This is a genomic window from Pseudomonas sp. Nvir, from assembly GCF_963778085.1.
In the GTDB taxonomy this organism is placed as follows: domain Bacteria; phylum Pseudomonadota; class Gammaproteobacteria; order Pseudomonadales; family Pseudomonadaceae; genus Aquipseudomonas; species Aquipseudomonas juntendi.
Genome location: NZ_OY970405.1, coordinates 2,037,778 through 2,055,487, shown reverse-complemented (window position 1 = coordinate 2,055,487; position 17,710 = coordinate 2,037,778). Strand labels below are relative to the sequence as shown.

The window sequence follows — 17,710 nt, the reverse complement described above, 5'->3', positions numbered from 1 at the left end:
GCGCATACAACTTTTGCCCCGCCGCGGGATCGAACCCCAGGTAAGCACTCATCCGTTTCAAGGAGATCAACCATGGCGCTACGCACCACGCTGCTGCTTTCCTGCATGACCCTTGCCTTGCTCGGCTGCGCCGGCAACGACCACCCTGCACCGCCGCGCACCCAGCAGGTGGACCTGCAACGCTACCAGGGCACCTGGTACGAACTGGCGCGGCTGCCGATGTTCTTCCAGCGTAATTGCGTACAGTCCGAGGCTCATTATGGGCTACGCGCCGATGGCCGTATCGACGTGACCAACCGCTGCAAGGAAAAGGACGGTGAGGTGAACGAAGCCAAAGGCATTGCTGAAGCTCAGCAGCCGGGCAGGACTGACAAATTGTGGGTACGCTTCGACAACTGGTTCAGCCGCCTGGCCCCTGGCCTGACCAAGGGTGAGTACTGGGTGCTGTACCACGACAAGGATTACCGCGTGGCACTGGTCGGCCACCCCAACCGTGAGTACCTGTGGCTGCTGTCGCGCACCCCTGCGGTCACCGACCAGCAGCGCGAACAGTTGCTGAGCATTGCCCGCGAACAAGGCTACGACACCAGCAAGCTGGTCTGGCGGCAGGCTGACTAGCGGGCAATCGACGGCCCGCGGCAATCCGGCTAAGGTGTGCGGCGTTGTTCGTCTCGAAGGAACGAGGCCCTGCGTATTGCGCGATTTTGCGCGACTGGACTGGCACAAGGAGCCGCAACATGGACCTGCTGTTTCTCGGTACCTCCGCCGGGGTGCCGACCAAAGCCCGCAACGTCAGCGCCACCGCCGTAGTCGAAGCCAGTGGTAGCCACTGGTACCTGGTCGACTGCGGCGAGGGCACCCAGCACCAACTGTTGCACACGCCGCTGTCGGTTCGCGACCTGCAGGCGGTCTTCATTACCCACGTCCATGGTGACCATTGTTTTGGCCTGCCCGGGCTGCTCGCCAGTGCCGGCATGAGTGGCCGTAACCAACCGCTGGATATTGTCTTGCCTGCCGCGCTGCATGGCTGGCTACGCCAAGGCCTGGCCGCCAGTGATACCTTCCTGCCGTTCGAGCTGCGCCTGCTGGCGGTGGAAGATTGGCAGGGCTGGCGCAACCAGACCCTGCAGGTGACAGCGGTGCGCTTGTCGCACCGGGTGCCGAGCGTAGGTTTCGTGTTTACCGAACTCAACCCCGAACTCCGCCTGGACACCCTGCGCCTGGAGGCTGAGGGCATACCGCGTGGCCCGATGTGGGGCGAGCTGGCCAAGGGGCGTACCGTGCAATTCGGCGAGCAACTGTTGCATGGCAATGAATACCTGCGTGGCTCGCGCCCGCCCCGGCGAGTTATCGTGTGTGGTGACAATGACAACCCGCAATTGCTCGCCGACGCCGCCCGTGGCGCCGATGTGCTGGTGCATGAGGCAACCTTCACGCAGGCGGTGGTGGAGCGGACCGGGGTCACCTTTGGCCACAGCACTGCGGCGGCAGTGGCGCGCTTTGCCGAGGCGGCAGGCGTGCGCAACCTGGTGCTGACGCACTTCAGTGCCCGCTATCAGAGCGACCCAAGGCGCAGCCCGAGCATCAACGACGTGCGTGATGAGGCACTGGCCCACTACCGCGGCCGGCTGGTGCTGGCGCAGGACCTGCAGCGCTATCACATCGGCCGTGACGGCTACCTGGAACCAGCCCTGTAGGAGATAACACAGCACTACGGGCTGCGCTGTCGCGCAGAGAACTGAATTCGTAAGCGCGACGCGGCCTGTGTGGGAGCGGGCGCGCCCGCGAAGAATCCAGCGCGGTGGCTGGCACCGGCTACGCCGGTGTTCGCGGGTGAGCCCGCTCCTACAAACGGACGGTGTGGCTCCGCCGATCTATGGCCAAACACGACCAGTGAAGGAGTGGCCCTTACGCCTGATCAGGCTGCCAGGCGGCCGCTGGCAATGGCCTGCGAAGCAGCCAGCATCGCCCGCAACAACACCGCGCAACCCGCCGCCAGGTCATCGGGTGCGGCGTTTTCGATTTCGTTGTGGCTGATGCCGTTCTCGCACGGTACGAAAATCATCCCCGCCGGCCCCAGCTCGGCAAGGAAGATCGCGTCATGCCCTGCCCCGCTGACGATGTCCATGTGCGGCAACCCCAGGGCCTTGGCCGAATCGCGCACGGCATCGACACAGCCCTTGTCAAAGTACAATGCCGGGAAGTCCGCGGTGGGCACCAGTTCGTGGCTCAGGCCATGCTTGGCGCAGGTCGCCTCGATGACCCCTCGTACCTCGGCGATCATCGCATTCAGTTGTTCGCCCTCAAGGTGGCGGAAGTCCAGGGTCATGCGCACTTCGCCAGGGATTACGTTGCGTGAGCCCGGGTAGGCCTGCAAGCAACCCACCGTGCCGCAGGCATGCGGCTGGTGGCCGAGGGCTGTGCGGTTGACCGCTTCGACCACCGCTGCGGCACCCACCAGGGCATCCTTGCGCAGGTGCATGGGGGTGGGGCCGGCATGGGCTTCGACGCCGCGCAGGGTCAGGTCGAACCACTTCTGGCCAAGGGCACCGAGGACCACCCCAATGGTCTTGGCCTGGTCCTCGAGTATCGGCCCTTGCTCGATATGCGCTTCGAAATATGCCCCCACCGGGTGCCCGAGCACCGCACGTGGGCCGGCGTAGCCAATGGCGTTCAACGCCTCGCCCACACTGGTGCCCTGGGCATCGCGCTTGGCCAGGGTTTCTTCCAGGGTGAACTTGCCGGCGAACACACCCGACCCCATCATGCAGGGGGCAAAGCGCGAACCTTCTTCGTTGGTCCACACCACCACCTCCAGCGGTGCTTCGGTTTCCACGCCCAGGTCGTTGAGGGTCCGGAGCACTTCCAGCCCGGCCATCACGCCGAAACAGCCGTCGAACTTGCCGCCAGTGGGCTGGGTATCGATATGGCTGCCGGTCATCACCGGTGGCAGCTTGGGGTTACGCCCAGGGCGACGGGCGAAGATATTGCCCACGGCATCGACGCTGACCGTGCAACCAGCCGCCTCGCACCACTGCACGAACAAGTCGCGGGCCTGGCGGTCGAGGTCGGTCAGGGCCAGGCGGCAGACACCCCCCTTGGGCGTGGCGCCGAGGCGGGCCAGGTCCATCAGCGATTGCCAGAGGCGGGCACTGTCGATGTGGTGGGCGGTGGTCTTGAGGATGTCTTGGAAAGGGGTCACGGGTTTCTCCTTCAGGCTTTTTTGTTGTCTGTGTCCCGTCCTGAATAAGGTTTACACCTTCCATCCCGAATTTCCGGAGAGTCAGATGGAGCAAGGTGTAAAGCGCACACAGCGTGATTACTCACTGTCTTTTAAATTGGCGGTGGTTGATCAGATCGAAAAAGGCGAACTGACCTACAAACAGGCCCAGGTGCGGTATGGCATCCAGGGTCGGTCGACGGTTCTGGTATGGTTGCGTAAGCACGGTCGGCAGGATTGGAGCCAGGGGGCTTCGATCCGCGACGAGAGGAGCTGCGCGATGTCTGACCCCAAAACGCTGACTCCAGAGCAGCGGATCAAAGAGCTTGAGCAGCAGCTTGAGCTGATGAGCCAGAAGGCTCAGTTCTTTGAAACGGTCGTTGATGTTCTGAAAAATGACTATGGTGTCTCGGTCGTAAAAAAGCGATCCGGCAAGTCCTCTCGCAAGGTCAAGTCGCAGGACTGAGCATTGCCAGGGCTTGTCAGTTTCTAAGCATCAGTCGACAGGCTTACTACAAACGCAACCGAGCTGCTGATGGCAAAGAGCACCAGGCAGATCGGGTGGTTGAGTTTGTTCAGCAAGTCCGGATGCGCCAGCCTCGTCTGGGCACCCGCAAACTGCACTATCTGCTGCGTTGCCAACCTGACAAACGATTCCAAATCGGCCGAGACAGGCTGTTCCAGGTCTTGGGAGAGCGCCGTTTGCTAGTGCTGCCTAAGCGGGCCTATCACAAGACAACACAGAGCTTTCATCGCTTCTATCGCCACCCCAACTTACTCAAGCCCGGCCCAAGCCAAGTCGTTCCGATAAGACCGGAGCACGTCTGGGTTGCCGACATTACTTACCTGCCCGCACGCAACGGCCCGCTGTACCTGAGCCTGGTAACGGACGCGTACTCCAGGAAAATTGTTGGCCACCACGTCCATGAAAGCCTGCATGCCGAGTCAGTAGCGCAAGCCTTCAAGCAAGCACTACGAAAGCGACGTCGTCGCCAGCCATTAGTCCACCATTCGGATCGAGGCATCCAATATTGCTCGGAGCTATACCAGTCACTTCATCAGCGGCATGGGGTTCAGTGCTCGATGACAGATGGATATGACTGCTATCAGAACGCACTGGCCGAGCGAATCAACGGAATCCTCAAGACGGAGCTGCTGTTGAGCAGTCCTGAAGACCTGGAGCAAGCAAGGCAGATGGTCGATGAGGCGGTGCAGATCTACAACGCAGAGCGGCCTCATATGGCTCTGAAAAACAAAACGCCCGATGCGGTGCATCGGGCGTTTTGAGGCCTATCGGCCAACCTGAACAGGTGTAAACCTATTTCAGGACTAGACACTGTTCGGGCCTCTTCGCGGGCATGCCCGCGAAGAAGCAGACACGGTCTCAGGGCAAGGGCTTGACCAGCCGCGCCGGGCTGCGCGCCGCCAAGCCGGCGAACACGTAGTACAACGCCGCCCCCAGCAGCGAGCCGGTGAACCAGCCATAGTCGTAGAACCAGCTGAAACTGCTGTTGCCGATCGCCAGCACCGTCAACCCCACGGGCAGCACGAAGGCGGCGAAGCCAGCCCAGTTCCACGCCGGGTACACGTCGTCGCGGTACAGCCCGGCGAGGTCCAGCTTTTGCCGGCGGATCAGGAAGTAATCCACCACCATGATCCCGGCTATCGGCCCGAGCAGGCTGGAGTAGCCCAGCAACCAATTGGAGTACACGCTTTCCAGGCTCAGGTCGGACACGATCCAGCCCAGTTTCTTCAGCAACTCGTGGCCCATCAGCGCCAGGCCGATGAAGCCGGTCAGCCACACCGCACGGCTGCGCCCGATCAGGCGCGGGGCGATGTTCTGGAAGTCGTTGGTCGGCGACACGATGTTCGCCGCAGTGTTGGTCGACAGGGTGGCGATCACGATCAGCGCCATGGCCAGGGCGACCCAGAACGGGCTGTGGATCTTGCCGATCAGGCTGACCGGGTCGGACACCGTTTCGCCCACCAGCGACGCCGAGGCCGCAGTCAGCACCACGCCCAAGGCCGCGAACAGGAACATGGTCAGCGGCAGGCCAAAGATTTGCCCGAGGATCTGGTCCTTCTGGCTGCGGGCATAGCGGCTGAAATCGGGAATGTTCAGCGACAGCGTGGCCCAGAAGCCGACCATGGCCGTGAGCCCAGCGCAGAAGTAGCTGACCACGCTGGCGCCTTCAGGGCGTTTGGGCGGTTGCGCCAGCAGTTCGGTCATCGACATGTGTGGCAAGGCCCACACCAGCAGGCCCAGCCCAACGGCCACCAGCAGCGGCGCCGAGAGCGTCTCCAGCCACTTGATCGACTCGGCGCCCCGCAGTACCACCCACAGGTTCAGGCACCAGAAGATCATGAACCCGATCACCTCGCCGACACCGCCCAGGGCCTTCCAGCCGTCGAACACCGACCCCAGGAACAGGTGGATGGCCAGCCCGCCGAACAGGGTCTGGATCCCGAACCAGCCGCAGGCCACCACGGCGCGAATCAGGCACGGCACGTTGGAGCCCAGAATGCCGAACGACGAGCGCAGCAGCACCGGAAACGGGATACCGTACTTGGTGCCGGGGAACGCGTTGAGGGTCAGCGGGATCAGCACGATGATGTTGGCCAGCAGGATCGCCAGCAACGCCTCGCCAACGCTCAGGCCAAAGTAGGCTGTGAGCACGCCGCCGAGGGTGTAGGTTGGCACGCAGATGGACATGCCTACCCACAGGGCCGTGATGTGCCATTTGTTCCAGGTGCGCTGGTGCACCTTGGTCGGGGCGATGTCGTGGTTGTAGCGCGGGCTGTCGAGAACATCACTGCCCTCGGCCAGCTCGAACAGGCCATCCTGCTCGACCACTTGCGATCTGCTCTGTTGCATGGGCCTTTCTCCAGACTTTTTCGAGTTGTCTGCTCATCGGGCTAATTCGATGGCCGGAGTACACACGCGTATGAGTGCCTTAGAAATCTCGACCAATTTTCTATCTTGTCAAGTTAGTCAAAAACCCTGGAGGCCCCGAATTCAGCGGGCTCTAAATATTTAATTCATTTAAATCAATGATTTAAAAACCACAAAATAAATAGGAAATTTTCTTGCTGAATTCAGGATCAGCATCTAGCCTCGAATCTTGTCAGGTATGACAGGATTAACCCCTGCCCGCCCTGCTTCCGAAAATTCCAAGAACCGGCCAAGACCGGTCAGCCTGCGAGGAAAACGGCATGTCCCTGTTGATCCGTGGCGCCACCGTTGTTACCCACGAAGAGAGTTACCCCGCCGATGTGCTGTGTGCCGATGGCCTGATCCGTGCAGTCGGGCCTGGCCTGGAAGCGCCGACCGATTGCGAGATCCTCGACGGCAGCGGGCAATACCTGATGCCGGGCGGCATCGACCCGCACACCCATATGCAATTGCCGTTCATGGGCACCGTGGCCAGTGAAGACTTCTTCAGCGGTACCGCGGCCGGCCTGGCGGGCGGCACCACATCGATCATCGACTTCGTCATTCCCAACCCGCAGCAGTCACTGCTGGAGGCGTTTCACACCTGGCGCGGCTGGGCCCAGAAAAGTGCCAGCGACTATGGCTTCCACGTCGCCGTCACCTGGTGGAGCGAGCAGGTGGCCGAAGAGATGGGCGAACTGGTGGCCAAGCATGGGGTGAACAGCTTCAAGCACTTCATGGCCTACAAGAACGCCATCATGGCGGCCGACGACACCTTGGTGGCCAGCTTCGAGCGCTGCCTGCAGCTGGGTGCAGTGCCCACCGTGCATGCCGAAAATGGCGAGCTGGTGTTCCACCTGCAGAGAAAGCTGCTGGCACAGGGCCTGACCGGCCCGGAAGCGCACCCCCTGTCGCGCCCTTCGCAGGTTGAAGGCGAGGCGGCCAGCCGCGCCATCCGCATTGCCGAAACCCTCGGTACACCGCTGTACCTGGTGCACATTTCCAGCCGCGAGGCGCTGGATGAAATCGCCTATGCACGGGCCAAGGGCCAACCGGTTTACGGCGAAGTGCTGCCTGGCCACTTGCTGCTGGACGACAGCGTCTACCGTGACCCGGACTGGGCCACAGCCGCCGGCTACGTCATGAGCCCGCCGTTCCGCCCGCGCGAGCACCAGGAGGCGCTGTGGCGCGGCCTGCAGGCGGGCAACCTGCACACCACCGCCACCGACCACTGCTGCTTCTGCGCCGAACAGAAAGCCATGGGCCGGGATGACTTCAGCCGCATCCCCAATGGCACCGCCGGCATCGAAGACCGCATGGCGGTGCTGTGGGATGCCGGGGTCAACAGCGGGCGCCTGTCGATGCACGAGTTCGTGGCACTGACCTCTACCAACACGGCGAAGATCTTCAACCTGTTCCCACGCAAGGGCGCCATCCGCGTGGGGGCCGATGCCGATCTGGTGCTATGGGACCCGCAAGGCACGCGCACCATCTCGGCGCAGACCCACCACCAACGGGTGGACTTCAACATCTTCGAAGGCCGCACTGTACGTGGCGTCCCCAGCCATACCATCAGCCAGGGCAAAGTGGTCTGGGCTGATGGTGACCTGCGCGCCGTGGCGGGCGCGGGGCGCTATGTGGAGCGGCCGGCGTATCCGTCGGTGTATGAGGTGCTGGAGCGTCGGGCCGACCAGCAGCGGCCGACGCCCGTTCAGCGCTGAAGCCATTGGGGCTGCTGCGCAGCCCATCGCGACACAAGGCCGCTCCTACAGGAATGCGCGGTCCCTTGTAGGAGCGGCCTTGCGTCGCGATGGGCCGCCAGCGGCCCCCGATCCCACCACAACAGCTGTCGCCTGAACCAAAAAAATAGAGAGGCTACAACCGTGATCGACGCCCTGAACCATTTGCCGCGCCCCCGGGCCGGCGCCGACCAATTGGCCGAGTGCTTCAGCGACCTGGCCCCACCCCTCACCGCACGCCAGGCCGCCGTGGAAAGCGCCCGCTGCCTGTATTGCTACGACGCGCCCTGCGTCAACGCGTGCCCCAGCGAAATCGACATCCCGTCATTCATCCACCGCATCAGCGACGAGAACCTGCAAGGCGCTGCCGAACGGATTCTGTCGGCCAACATTCTCGGCGGCAGCTGTGCCCGCGTCTGCCCGACCGAAATCCTGTGCCAGCAAGCGTGTGTGCGCAACAACGCGCAGGAATGCGCCCCGGTACTGATCGGCCAGTTGCAGCGCTACGCCCTGGACAATGCCCAGTTCAGCGACCACCCGTTCCAGCGTTCACCGGCCACGGGCAAGCGCATTGCGGTGGTCGGCGCTGGCCCTGCGGGGCTGGCCTGCGCACACCGGCTGGCCATGCATGGCCATGACGTGGTGGTGTTCGAAGCCTGTGACAAGCCAGGTGGCCTCAATGAATACGGCATCGCCCGCTACAAGCTGGTTGACGATTATGCCCAGCGGGAAGTGGCATTCCTGCTGGGTATCGGCGGTATCGAGCTGCGCCATGGCCAGCGCCTGGGGGGCAACCTCAGCCTGGGCGAACTGCGCGAGCAATACGATGCGGTGTTCCTTGGCCTGGGCCTGAATGCCGTGCGCCAGCTGGGGCTGGCCGATGAAGAGGCCCCCGGCCTGCTCGCCGCCACCGCTTACATCCGCGAGTTGCGCCAGGCAGACGACCTCAGCCAACTGCCGCTGGCCGAGCGCTGCCTGGTGATCGGTGCTGGCAACACCGCCATCGACATGGCAGTGCAAATGAGCCGCCTGGGTGCCCGCGACGTCAACCTGGTGTACCGCCGGGGCCACGCCGACATGGGGGCCACCGGGCACGAGCAGGACATCGCCAAGGCCAACCAGGTGCGCTTGCACACCTGGGCCCGCCCCGACAGCGTGCTGCTGGATGACACCGGCAACGTACGCGGCATGCGCTTTGCCCGTACCGAATTGGCCGACGGCCGCCTGCGCGACACCGGCGAAACCTTCGAACTGGCCGCCGACGCCATCTTCAAGGCCATCGGCCAGCGTTTCGACGACAGCAGCCTCGCCGACCCTGTGGCCGCGCAACTGGCCCGCGACGGTGAGCGCATTCGCGTTGACGTGAACATGCAGACCAGCCTGCCAGGGGTATACGCCGGTGGCGACTGCACCGCGCTGGGCCAGGACCTCACCGTTCAGGCCGTACAACACGGCAAAGTGGCCGCCGAAGCCATCCATGCCCAACTCATGCTCAACGTGGAGGCAGCGTAATGGCCGACTTGTCTATCGTGTTCGCCGGGATCAAGGCCCTCAACCCGTTCTGGCTGGCGTCCGCGCCGCCCACCGACAAAGCCTACAACGTGGTCCGCGCCTTTGAAGCCGGCTGGGGTGGCGTGGTGTGGAAGACCCTTGGCGAAGACCCGGCCGCGGTCAACGTCTCGTCGCGCTACTCGGCCCATTACGGCGCCAACCGCCAGGTGCAGGGCATGAACAACATCGAACTGATCACCGACCGTTCACTGGAAATCAACCTGCGCGAAATCACCCAGGTGAAGAAGGACTGGCCCGACCGCGCGTTGATCGTGTCGCTGATGGTGCCGTGCGAGGAAGCGTCGTGGAAGTTCATCCTGCCGCTGGTGGAAGCCACCGGCGCCGATGGCATCGAGCTGAACTTCGGCTGCCCGCACGGCATGCCGGAGCGCGGCATGGGCGCGGCGGTCGGCCAGGTGCCGGAGTACGTGGAAATGGTCACCCGCTGGTGCAAGCAGCACTGCTCGCTGCCGGTGATCGTCAAGCTGACGCCGAACATCACCGACATCCGCCAATCGGCACGGGCTGCGCATCGCGGCGGGGCCGATGCAGTGTCGCTGATCAACACCATCAACTCGATCACCAGCGTCGACCTTGACCGCATGGTCGCCCACCCCATCGTCGGTGACCAGAGCACCCATGGCGGTTACTGCGGCTCGGCGGTGAAGCCGATCGCGCTGAACATGGTGGCGGAGATTGCCCGTGACCCGGCCACCCATGGCCTGCCGATTTGCGGCATCGGCGGCATCGGCAACTGGCGCGACGCGGCCGAATTCATGGCGCTGGGCAGCGGCGCGGTGCAGGTGTGCACGGCGGCCATGCTGCATGGCTTTCGCATCGTCGAAGACATGAAAGACGGCCTGGCCCGCTGGATGGACCAGCACGGCCACGCCAACATCGAGGCGTTCCGTGGCCAGGCGGTAGGGCATACCACCGACTGGAAGTACCTGGACATCAACTACAAGTCGGTGGCGCATATCGACCAGCAGGCGTGCATCGGTTGCGGTCGCTGCCACATCGCCTGCGAGGACACCTCGCACCAGGCCATCGCCAGTACGCTGAAGGCAGACGGTACGCATGCCTACAGCGTGATCGAGGAAGAATGTGTGGGCTGCAACCTGTGCCAGATCACCTGCCCGGTGGAGAACTGCATCGACATGCAGGCGCAGGACACTGGCAAGCCTTACCTGAACTGGACCCAGGACCCGCGCAACCCCTACCGCGAAGCGAGCTGATGTAGGCCGGCGCCCGCCGCACTGGCACGGCCTTTTTGTGGGCAGCAAAAAGACCGTGCGCGGCAGGCATGGCCGGTCACGGCTCCAGGCCAATCCCCCGCAGGATCACACTGGTCACCGTTTGCACCGCACTTTCGAACGCCAGGTCCGACAGTTCATCGCCGCCGTTGAGCAACTGCACCTGGTAACCGAAGTCGGCGTAATGCTGGGTCGAGGCCCAGATCATGTACAGCAGCGCCGAGGGCTCGACCGGCAGAATGCGCCCCTCCTCCACCCAGCGGCGGATCTTAGCCTCCTTCAGCTTTGCCCACGGCACCAGGCTGTCATCCAGGTTGCCCCCCAGCACCGGTGCCCCATGCAGCATTTCCTCGGCCCAGATCTTCGAGCCTAGCGGCCGTGACCGCGAATGCCCCATTTTCGCGCGGATGTAGCTGGTCAGCACCACCCTTGGGTCGTCGAAATTCTCGAAACACAGCGCGTCCTGCTTCCACACATCCAGCAGGTCCTGCAGCACCGCACGGAACAGATCGTCCTTGGTGCTGAAGTAGTAATGCAGGTTGGAACGCGGCAGTTCGGCCTGCTCGGCGATATCGCCCATGGAGGTCGCGCCGTAGCCTTTTTCGGCGAACACCTTTTCCGCCGCGTGCAGGATCTTGCCAACGTTGCGCCGGCGAATTTCGATCTTGTGATTGGCCATCAGGCTTGAGCCGTCCACACCGCCAGTTCATGACCGTCCAGGTCAATGAAATGGAAACGCCGCCCACCGGGGAAGGCAAAGGTCGCGCGGCTGATACTGCCCCCCGCCGCGGTCACGCGCTGCTGCGTGGCTTGCAGGTCATCGGCGTAAAGGATGATCAGCGGCCCCCCCGGGCGCACCGGCTCCCCCGTGGTAAAGCCGCCCGTCAGGCGGCCGTCGCTGAATTCGCTGTAGGTTGGCCCGTAGTCGGTGAAGCGCCAGCCGAAAACATGCCCATAGAACGCCTTGCTGCGTGCGATATCGCTGACATTGAACTCGATGTTGTCGATCTGCCGATCCGAACCGCGGATACCCATGGACGCTCCTTGCCGAATGAGATTTGACCTAGTCTACCCCGCTCGCTTGCCGGAGCGTGCACAAATTCGGTGCAGCCGGCTCAACCGCAACTGGCCCGGTCGCGGGCCGGACAGCGGGCCTGCTGGAGGTTCAGGGCGGTGTTGATGATGCCGATATGGCTGAACGCCTGCGGGTAGTTGCCAAGCATGCGCTGGCAGGCCGGGTCGTATTGCTCGGCCAGCAGGCCCACGTCGTTGCACAGGCCGGTCAAACGCTCGTACAACGCCTGCGCTTGCGCTATCCGGCCCAGCAGGATGTAGACGTCGGCCAGCCAGAACGAGCACACCAGGAACGTACCTTCGCCCGGGGCCAGGCCATCCCCGGCACTGTCACTGTCGTAGCGCATCAGCAACCCGTTTTTCAGCAAGCGTTGCTCGATCTGTTCCAGCGTGCGCAGAAAGCGCGGGTCATCGGCAGGCAGGAAGCCGGTCAGGGCGATCTGCAGCAGGCTGGCGTCCATCTCGTGCGAACCATAGGCCTGAACGAAGAAACTGCCGCTGCTGTCGAGCCCTTGCTCACACACTTCACGGCGGATCTGGTCGGCCACCTGGCGGTAATGCTGGCCATGCTCACGGCCTTCTTCGGTGGTGTCTGCCAAGCCGGCAGCGCGGTCGAACGCCACCCAGGCCATCACCTTGGAGTGCACGAACTGCTGGCGGCCGCCGCGCACCTCCCAGATACCCTCGTCCGGCTCGCGCCAGATACGCTCCACATAAGGCAGGATCAGCCGAGAGATGGCGGCGCTACGCGGATGGCGCGGCAAGCCGCCCTTGATTGCCTGGCTCATGGCATCGGCCAGTTCGCCATAGATATCCAGCTGCGCCTGGGCCGACGCGGCATTGCCCACCCGCACCGGTTGCGAGTGCTCGTACCCCGGCAACCAGGGCAAGGTGTATTCCTGCAGGTCGCGCTCGCCACCCAGGCCGTACATGATCTGCATCTGTTCGGGGTTGCCTGCCACCGAGCGCAGCAGCCATTCGCGCCAGGCCTGGGCCTCGTCGAAATAGCCCAGGTTCATGAATGCCAGCAAGGTCATGGTGGCGTCGCGCAGCCAGCAGAAACGGTAATCCCAGTTGCGCTCGCCGCCGAGTTGTTCCGGCAACGACGTGGTGACGGCCGCAACGATGCCGCCAGTAGGCGCATATGTCATGGCTTTCAGGGTGAGCAACGAGCGACGGACCAGTGCGCTGTAGGGGCCTACCTGAGGGCAGCGGTCGGCGAACGCCTGCCAGTGCTCGCAGGTATGGGCCAGGGCCGCGTCGGCATCGCAGCCGGGCTGCACCGGCAGGTGCGAGGGCTGGTGGCGCAGGCTGAACACCTGGCGCTGGCCGGCCGCCACGCGAAAGCGCGCGCCGGTGTGGTGGTCGCGGGCATGGGGCGGTACGGTGCTGCACAGGATCAGGCGGTCGGGGCCGGCCACCGCGCTTAGGGTGAGCGGGTCCAGGCGTTCGACCCATGGCACGCTGCGCCCGTAATCGAAGCGCATGACCAGGTCCATTTCGAAATTGGTTTCGCCCGAGAGGCCTTCGACGATGCGCACCACGGCGTTGACGTCACCCAGCGGCATGAAATCGAGTACGCGGGCCCGGCCAGTGGCGGTGACCCACGTGGTTTCCAGCACCAGGGTATCGTTCAGGTACTGCCGGCTGCAGTGCTCGACCGGGTCGCAAGGGGCCAGGCGCCAGCGGCCGTTTTCTTCGTTGCCCAGCAAGGCGGCGAACACCGCCGGGGCGTCGAAGCGTGGCAGGCATAGCCAGTCGAGCGAGCCATCCCGGCTGACCAGGGCGGCGCTGCGGCAATTGCCCAACAGGGCGTAATCTTCTATGTGGGCGGGCATCGCGTTTCCTTAAAGTGGTTGCCTGTGCTGGCCCTTTCGCTTGTCAACCCGCCCCACAGGGCCGCACCGCCCAAGGGGTTGTGCAGCACCTGTCAGAGGGGGTTCACTCGCGACGCGGCCGGCACACGCCGAAAAACCTGTTACCCCAATCGGTGCCATTCCCGCTTGTCCCGGCTCAGCAGGTCATTGCCCGCCTCGGGGCCATCTTCACCCGCCGGGTACTCGTGCACCTCGCCCCCCTGGGCCCAGGCATCGAGGAACGGCTGCACGGCACGCCAGCCGTTCTCGATGTTGTCGGCCCGCTGGAACAAGGTCTGGTCACCGGTCAGGCAGTCATAGATCAAGGTCTCGTAGCCGGTCGCCGGGGTCATCTTGAAGAAGTCCTTGTAGGCAAAGCCCAGCTCGACGTTCTCCATTACCAACTCCGGCCCGGGGCGCTTGGCCTGCAGGTCGAACCACATGCCTTCGTTGGGCTGAATCTGGATTTTCAGGTAGTTGGGTTTGGGGCGCTCCAGCTCCGACTCGCGGAACTGCGCGTACGGTGCCGGCTTGAAACAGATGGCAATCTCGGTGTCACGCACGCTCATGCGCTTTCCGGTACGCAAGTAGAACGGCACCCCCGCCCAGCGCCAGTTGTCGATCATCACCTTCAGCGCCACGTAGGTTTCGGTCTGGCTGTCGGGCGCGACATTGGCCTCCTCGCGGTAGCCGGGCAGGTGCTTGCGCCCCTGCTTGCCGGCGCTGTACTGGCCCCGCACGGAATGCTTCAGCGCCATCTTCGCCGACCACGGGCGGATGGCGCCGATCACCTTGGCCTTTTCGCCGCGCACGGCGTCGGCGCCGAACGCTGCCGGCGGTTCCATGGCAACCATGGCCAGCAGCTGGAACAGGTGGTTGGGCACCATGTCGCGCAAGGCGCCGGTGGCGTCGTAGAAGCCACCCCGCGTCTCGACACCGACGGTTTCCGCGGCGGTGATCTGCACATGGTCGATGTAGTGGTTGTTCCAGAACGACTCGAACAACCCATTGGAGAACCGGCTGACCAGAATGTTCTGCACCGTTTCTTTGCCCAAGTAGTGGTCAATACGGTAGATCTGCCGCTCGCCCATCACCTTCAGCAGGCAGGCGTTCAACGCCTCGGCACTGGCCAGGTCGGTGCCGAACGGCTTCTCCACCACGACCCGCCGAAAGCCGCCGGCAGACTCGTCGAGCAAGCCGGCCTCCCCAAGGCGCTGGGCCACTTCAGGGAAGAAACGCGGCGAGGTGGCCAGGTAAAAGATGGCGTTGCCGTGGCTGGTCTTGTCGATGCGCTTGCCCAGGGCCTGGTAGGTGGCCGGGTCGAGGAAATCGCCCGTCTGGTAGTCCAGGCGCTTGGCCAGCCGCGCCCAGAGTTTTTCGTCCAGGCACTGGGCGGCGCCTTCGCCGCCCTTGTCACGCTCGGCCATGAACGCATGCAGGCGTGCGGCAAATTCCTCGGCCGTGGCAGGGTTGTGGTCAACGCCAACGATGCGCAGGTTGCGGTCGAGCAAACCGTCGCGGCTGAGGTTGTACAGCGCAGGCATGAGCAAGCGCTTGACCAGGTCGCCATTGGCGCCGAACAGAAACAGCGTGCAGGGGGGTGCGGCCGGAGTGCTTTTTTTAGTCATTCGTCTTTTTTCTCGACATGGCCACCGAAGCCCAGGCGCATGGCCGAGAGCACTTTGTCACCGTAGGTGCCCTGCTGCTGACGCGAGCGGAAACGGGCAAACAATGCGCTGGACAGGACCGGTACCGGCACTGCCTGCTCCACGGCGGCATCGATGGTCCAGCGGCCCTCGCCACTGTCGGATACCGAGCCGCTGAACTGCGACAGCTGCGGGTCGGCCACCAGCGCATCGGCGGTGAGGTCGAGCAGCCACGAGGTGACCACACTGCCCCGGCGCCATACCTCGGCGATTTCGGCCACATCGAGGTCGAAGCGCTGGTCTTCCGGCAGTTCGTTGCCGCCTTTGCTGCGCAGCAGGTCGAAGCCTTCGGCATAGGCCTGCATCAGGCCGTATTCGATGCCGTTGTGCACCATTTTCACGTAGTGGCCAGCGCCCGGTCGGCCAGCGTGGATATAACCATGCTCGGCGCGCTGGTGTTCGCCGCTGCGGCCATGGGTGCGCGGAATGTCGCCTACACCCGGTGCCAACGCCTTGAACAGCGGTTCCAGGCGCTCGAACACGTCCTTCTCGCCACCGATCATCATGCAGTAGCCGCGGTCCAGGCCCCATACCCCGCCAGAGGTACCTACGTCCAGGTAATGCAGGCCACGCCTGGCCAGCTCGGCGGCGCGGCGCATGTCGTCCTTGTAGAAGGTGTTGCCGCCGTCGATGATGGCATCGCCCGGCTCCAGCAGCTCGGCCAGTTGCGCGATGGTCTGCTCGGTCGGCTCGCCAGCCGGCAGCATCACCCATACCGCGCGTGGCGCTTTCAGTTTTTGCACCAGCGCGCCAAGGTCGTGTGCGCCCTGGGCGCCCTCGCCTTCAAGGCCGGTAACCGCCTCGCGGTTGCGGTCGTGCACCACGGTGCGGTGGCCAGCGCGCATCAGGCGCCTTGCGATATTGCCGCCCATGCGGCCCAGCCCGACGATTCCCAGTTGCATGAGCCGATGCTCCCCTTTCGAAATAGATGACAACAGTCCAGCTGTTCAGGTTAGTCCAGCATGCCGCCCGAGGGTTCAGCGACGAACGGCAAGACCACGATAAACAAAAAAGTTCCCAAGGCTTGTGAAAGAATTCAAAATGCGGCCGCCAGAAGCGTCTACGCTTTGAATTGTCACCAGCCAAAACCGCGAGGTGTGCTCATGGGTACCTTGATGCCTGCAACCCCAACCCAGACCCTCTATGTCTCCGTGCGCCGTGATGAGCTGCGTAAACTCAAAGACGAACGTGACCAACTGCGCCAACAGGTCGCCGAGCTGAACGTGTTGCTGGACCAGGCACGCATCGCCGCTAAAGCCATCGACCTCTGATTCCCCCCGCCCTCGGTGGGAGTCCTGCGCTCCCACGCTGCAGCCCTGCCCCGCGGTAAAAGTTGAATTGTGAAGGGTTCGCCTTCAAGGCGCGCGATTTCAGGCCTCGAAAAACTCGAACCCTGCACCGGCCACCCCATCCAGTATCATCGGCTACCAACGCCCCCACATCAGGTTCAGCGAACATGGCCTTCTCCAGCGAATCCCTGGCAATCTTCCTCGCAGTGCTGGATGCCGGCTCGTTCTCCGCCGCCGCCCGCAAGCTGGGGCGGGTGCCGTCCGCGGTGAGCATGGCAATCGCTCAACTCGAGGCCGAACTGGACCTGCCGCTGTTCGACCGGGCAACGCGCAAGGCCCTGCCCACGAGCGCCGCCCTGGCCCTGGAGCCTCAAGCCAGGCAAGTGATCTGCCAGCTCAACCTGCTCGACGCCCAGGCCCTGCAATTGCACCAGGGCCTGGAGAAACGCCTGACCATCGCCATGGCGCCCGAACTGCAGACCGGGCGCTGGAGCCAGCCACTGGAAACCCTCGCCCAGGCGTTTCCCAGCCTGGAAGTGGAAGTGCGCTCGGCCACCCAGACCGAGGCCATTCGCCTGCTGCACGAAGGCAGCGTGCAACTGGCACTGGTGTTCGAGCGGCCAGGCATCGATGAGCGCGAGTCATTCCTCGAAGCCGGTAGCCAGCTGCTGGTTGCGGTGGCCTCGCCGCGCCATCCGGCCGGGCAGAACAGCGGCACGCCGCTGCCCGAAGAAGCCTTCGCCGAGCAACGGCAAATCATCGTGGCTTCGGGCAAGCCCACCGGCTCGGACCCGCGCATGGTGCTGTCGCGGCGCATCTGGCTGACCGACAGCTACCTGGCCACCCTGGATCTGGTGCAGTCCGGGCTGGGTTGGGCATACCTGCCACAACCCCTGGTAGAACCGCTGATTGCATCCGGCGCGCTGGCCGAAGTGCGCTTCGACAACATGGCCAGCCGCTTGCGCTTGTGGGTGGACATCATCTGGCTCAAGGCACGCCCCTTGGGCCTGGGCGCCCGCCGTTATCTGGACGTCATGCGCCAGTGCTTCGAGGCAGAGCCGCCCAGGGCCTGAACGGCGGGCGCCCAGCG

General features: G+C 63.9%; 15 protein-coding genes. 8 read left to right on the top strand and 7 right to left on the bottom strand.

Annotated features, from left to right (window positions below):
* The first annotated feature begins 72 nt into the window (after positions 1-72).
* Together AACG97_RS09725 and AACG97_RS09720 are read left to right on the top strand one after the other, a co-directional pair.
* Complete coding sequence (locus tag AACG97_RS09725; RefSeq protein WP_009683136.1) at positions 73-618, top strand: lipocalin family protein; 546 nt, start codon at positions 73-75, stop codon at positions 616-618.
* A 119-nt stretch (positions 619-737) separates the two neighbouring features.
* A complete protein-coding gene (locus AACG97_RS09720) occupies positions 738-1,697 on the top strand; it encodes a ribonuclease Z (protein WP_197886449.1) in 960 nt (319 codons plus the stop codon).
* Positions 1,698-1,918: 221 nt separating this feature from the next.
* Here the strand turns inward: AACG97_RS09720 and AACG97_RS09715 are convergent, their stop codons facing one another.
* The gene (locus AACG97_RS09715; protein WP_009683139.1) at positions 1,919-3,202 is read right to left on the bottom strand and encodes a Zn-dependent hydrolase; all 1,284 of its coding nucleotides are present in this window, start codon (positions 3,200-3,202) and stop codon (positions 1,919-1,921) included.
* Between the two features lie 85 nt (positions 3,203-3,287).
* Between AACG97_RS09715 and AACG97_RS09710 the strand changes: the two genes are divergently transcribed.
* A protein-coding gene (locus tag AACG97_RS09710) for an IS3 family transposase (RefSeq protein ID WP_125855774.1) occupies positions 3,288-4,507 on the top strand; the annotation gives its coding sequence in 2 pieces (ribosomal slippage) (positions 3,288-3,636 and positions 3,636-4,507; 1,221 coding nt in all).
* Between the two features lie 97 nt (positions 4,508-4,604).
* On the opposite strand, the gene AACG97_RS09705 is transcribed toward AACG97_RS09710, so the two are convergent.
* Positions 4,605-6,095, bottom strand: a complete 1,491-nt coding sequence (locus tag AACG97_RS09705) for an NCS1 family nucleobase:cation symporter-1 (protein WP_009683140.1) — start codon at positions 6,093-6,095, stop codon at positions 4,605-4,607.
* Between the two features lie 338 nt (positions 6,096-6,433).
* On the opposite strand from AACG97_RS09705, the gene hydA reads away from it, so the two are divergent.
* The 3 genes from hydA to preA all read left to right on the top strand — a co-directional run bounded on the left by hydA (position 6,434) and on the right by preA (position 10,677).
* Complete coding sequence (gene hydA / locus AACG97_RS09700) at positions 6,434-7,873, top strand: dihydropyrimidinase (protein WP_225785716.1); 1,440 nt, start codon at positions 6,434-6,436, stop codon at positions 7,871-7,873.
* 162 nt (positions 7,874-8,035) lie between these two features.
* Positions 8,036-9,403, top strand: coding sequence for an NAD(P)-dependent oxidoreductase (locus AACG97_RS09695; protein WP_009683142.1), 1,368 nt, complete (start codon positions 8,036-8,038; stop codon positions 9,401-9,403).
* On the top strand, positions 9,403-10,677 hold the full coding sequence (gene preA / locus AACG97_RS09690; protein ID WP_197886016.1) for an NAD-dependent dihydropyrimidine dehydrogenase subunit PreA: 1,275 nt from the start codon (positions 9,403-9,405) through the stop codon (positions 10,675-10,677). Before AACG97_RS09695 ends, preA begins: the two co-directional genes overlap by 1 nt.
* Before the next feature lie 76 nt (positions 10,678-10,753).
* Here preA and AACG97_RS09685 read toward each other — a convergent pair whose 3' ends face one another.
* From AACG97_RS09685 to gnd, 5 genes are all read right to left on the bottom strand, one after another.
* Positions 10,754-11,374 (bottom strand): TetR/AcrR family transcriptional regulator, encoded by a 621-nt coding sequence (locus AACG97_RS09685; protein WP_009683144.1) that lies wholly within the window; start codon positions 11,372-11,374, stop codon positions 10,754-10,756.
* On the bottom strand, positions 11,374-11,730 hold the full coding sequence (locus AACG97_RS09680; RefSeq protein WP_009683145.1) for a VOC family protein: 357 nt from the start codon (positions 11,728-11,730) through the stop codon (positions 11,374-11,376). Before AACG97_RS09680 ends, AACG97_RS09685 begins: the two co-directional genes overlap by 1 nt.
* A gap of 80 nt (positions 11,731-11,810) precedes the next feature.
* Positions 11,811-13,607 carry a glycoside hydrolase family 15 protein gene (locus AACG97_RS09675; RefSeq protein ID WP_029887474.1) on the bottom strand — a complete coding sequence of 599 codons (1,797 nt, stop codon included), beginning with the start codon at positions 13,605-13,607 and terminating at the stop codon, positions 11,811-11,813.
* Positions 13,608-13,747: 140 nt separating this feature from the next.
* Entirely contained in the window at positions 13,748-15,253 is a 1,506-nt protein-coding gene (gene zwf, locus AACG97_RS09670) for a glucose-6-phosphate dehydrogenase (RefSeq protein ID WP_009683147.1), read from the bottom strand.
* Positions 15,250-16,233 carry a phosphogluconate dehydrogenase (NAD(+)-dependent, decarboxylating) gene (gene gnd / locus AACG97_RS09665; protein ID WP_197886015.1) on the bottom strand — a complete coding sequence of 328 codons (984 nt, stop codon included), beginning with the start codon at positions 16,231-16,233 and terminating at the stop codon, positions 15,250-15,252. Before gnd ends, zwf begins: the two co-directional genes overlap by 4 nt.
* A gap of 201 nt (positions 16,234-16,434) precedes the next feature.
* Here gnd and AACG97_RS09660 point away from each other — a divergent pair, with 201 nt between their 5' ends.
* Together AACG97_RS09660 and AACG97_RS09655 are read left to right on the top strand one after the other, a co-directional pair.
* Positions 16,435-16,602, top strand: coding sequence for a DUF6026 family protein (locus AACG97_RS09660; RefSeq protein ID WP_009683150.1), 168 nt, complete (start codon positions 16,435-16,437; stop codon positions 16,600-16,602).
* A 185-nt stretch (positions 16,603-16,787) separates the two neighbouring features.
* The gene (locus AACG97_RS09655; RefSeq protein ID WP_047149926.1) at positions 16,788-17,693 is read left to right on the top strand and encodes a LysR family transcriptional regulator; all 906 of its coding nucleotides are present in this window, start codon (positions 16,788-16,790) and stop codon (positions 17,691-17,693) included.
* The last annotated feature ends 17 nt before the right edge of the window (positions 17,694-17,710 follow it).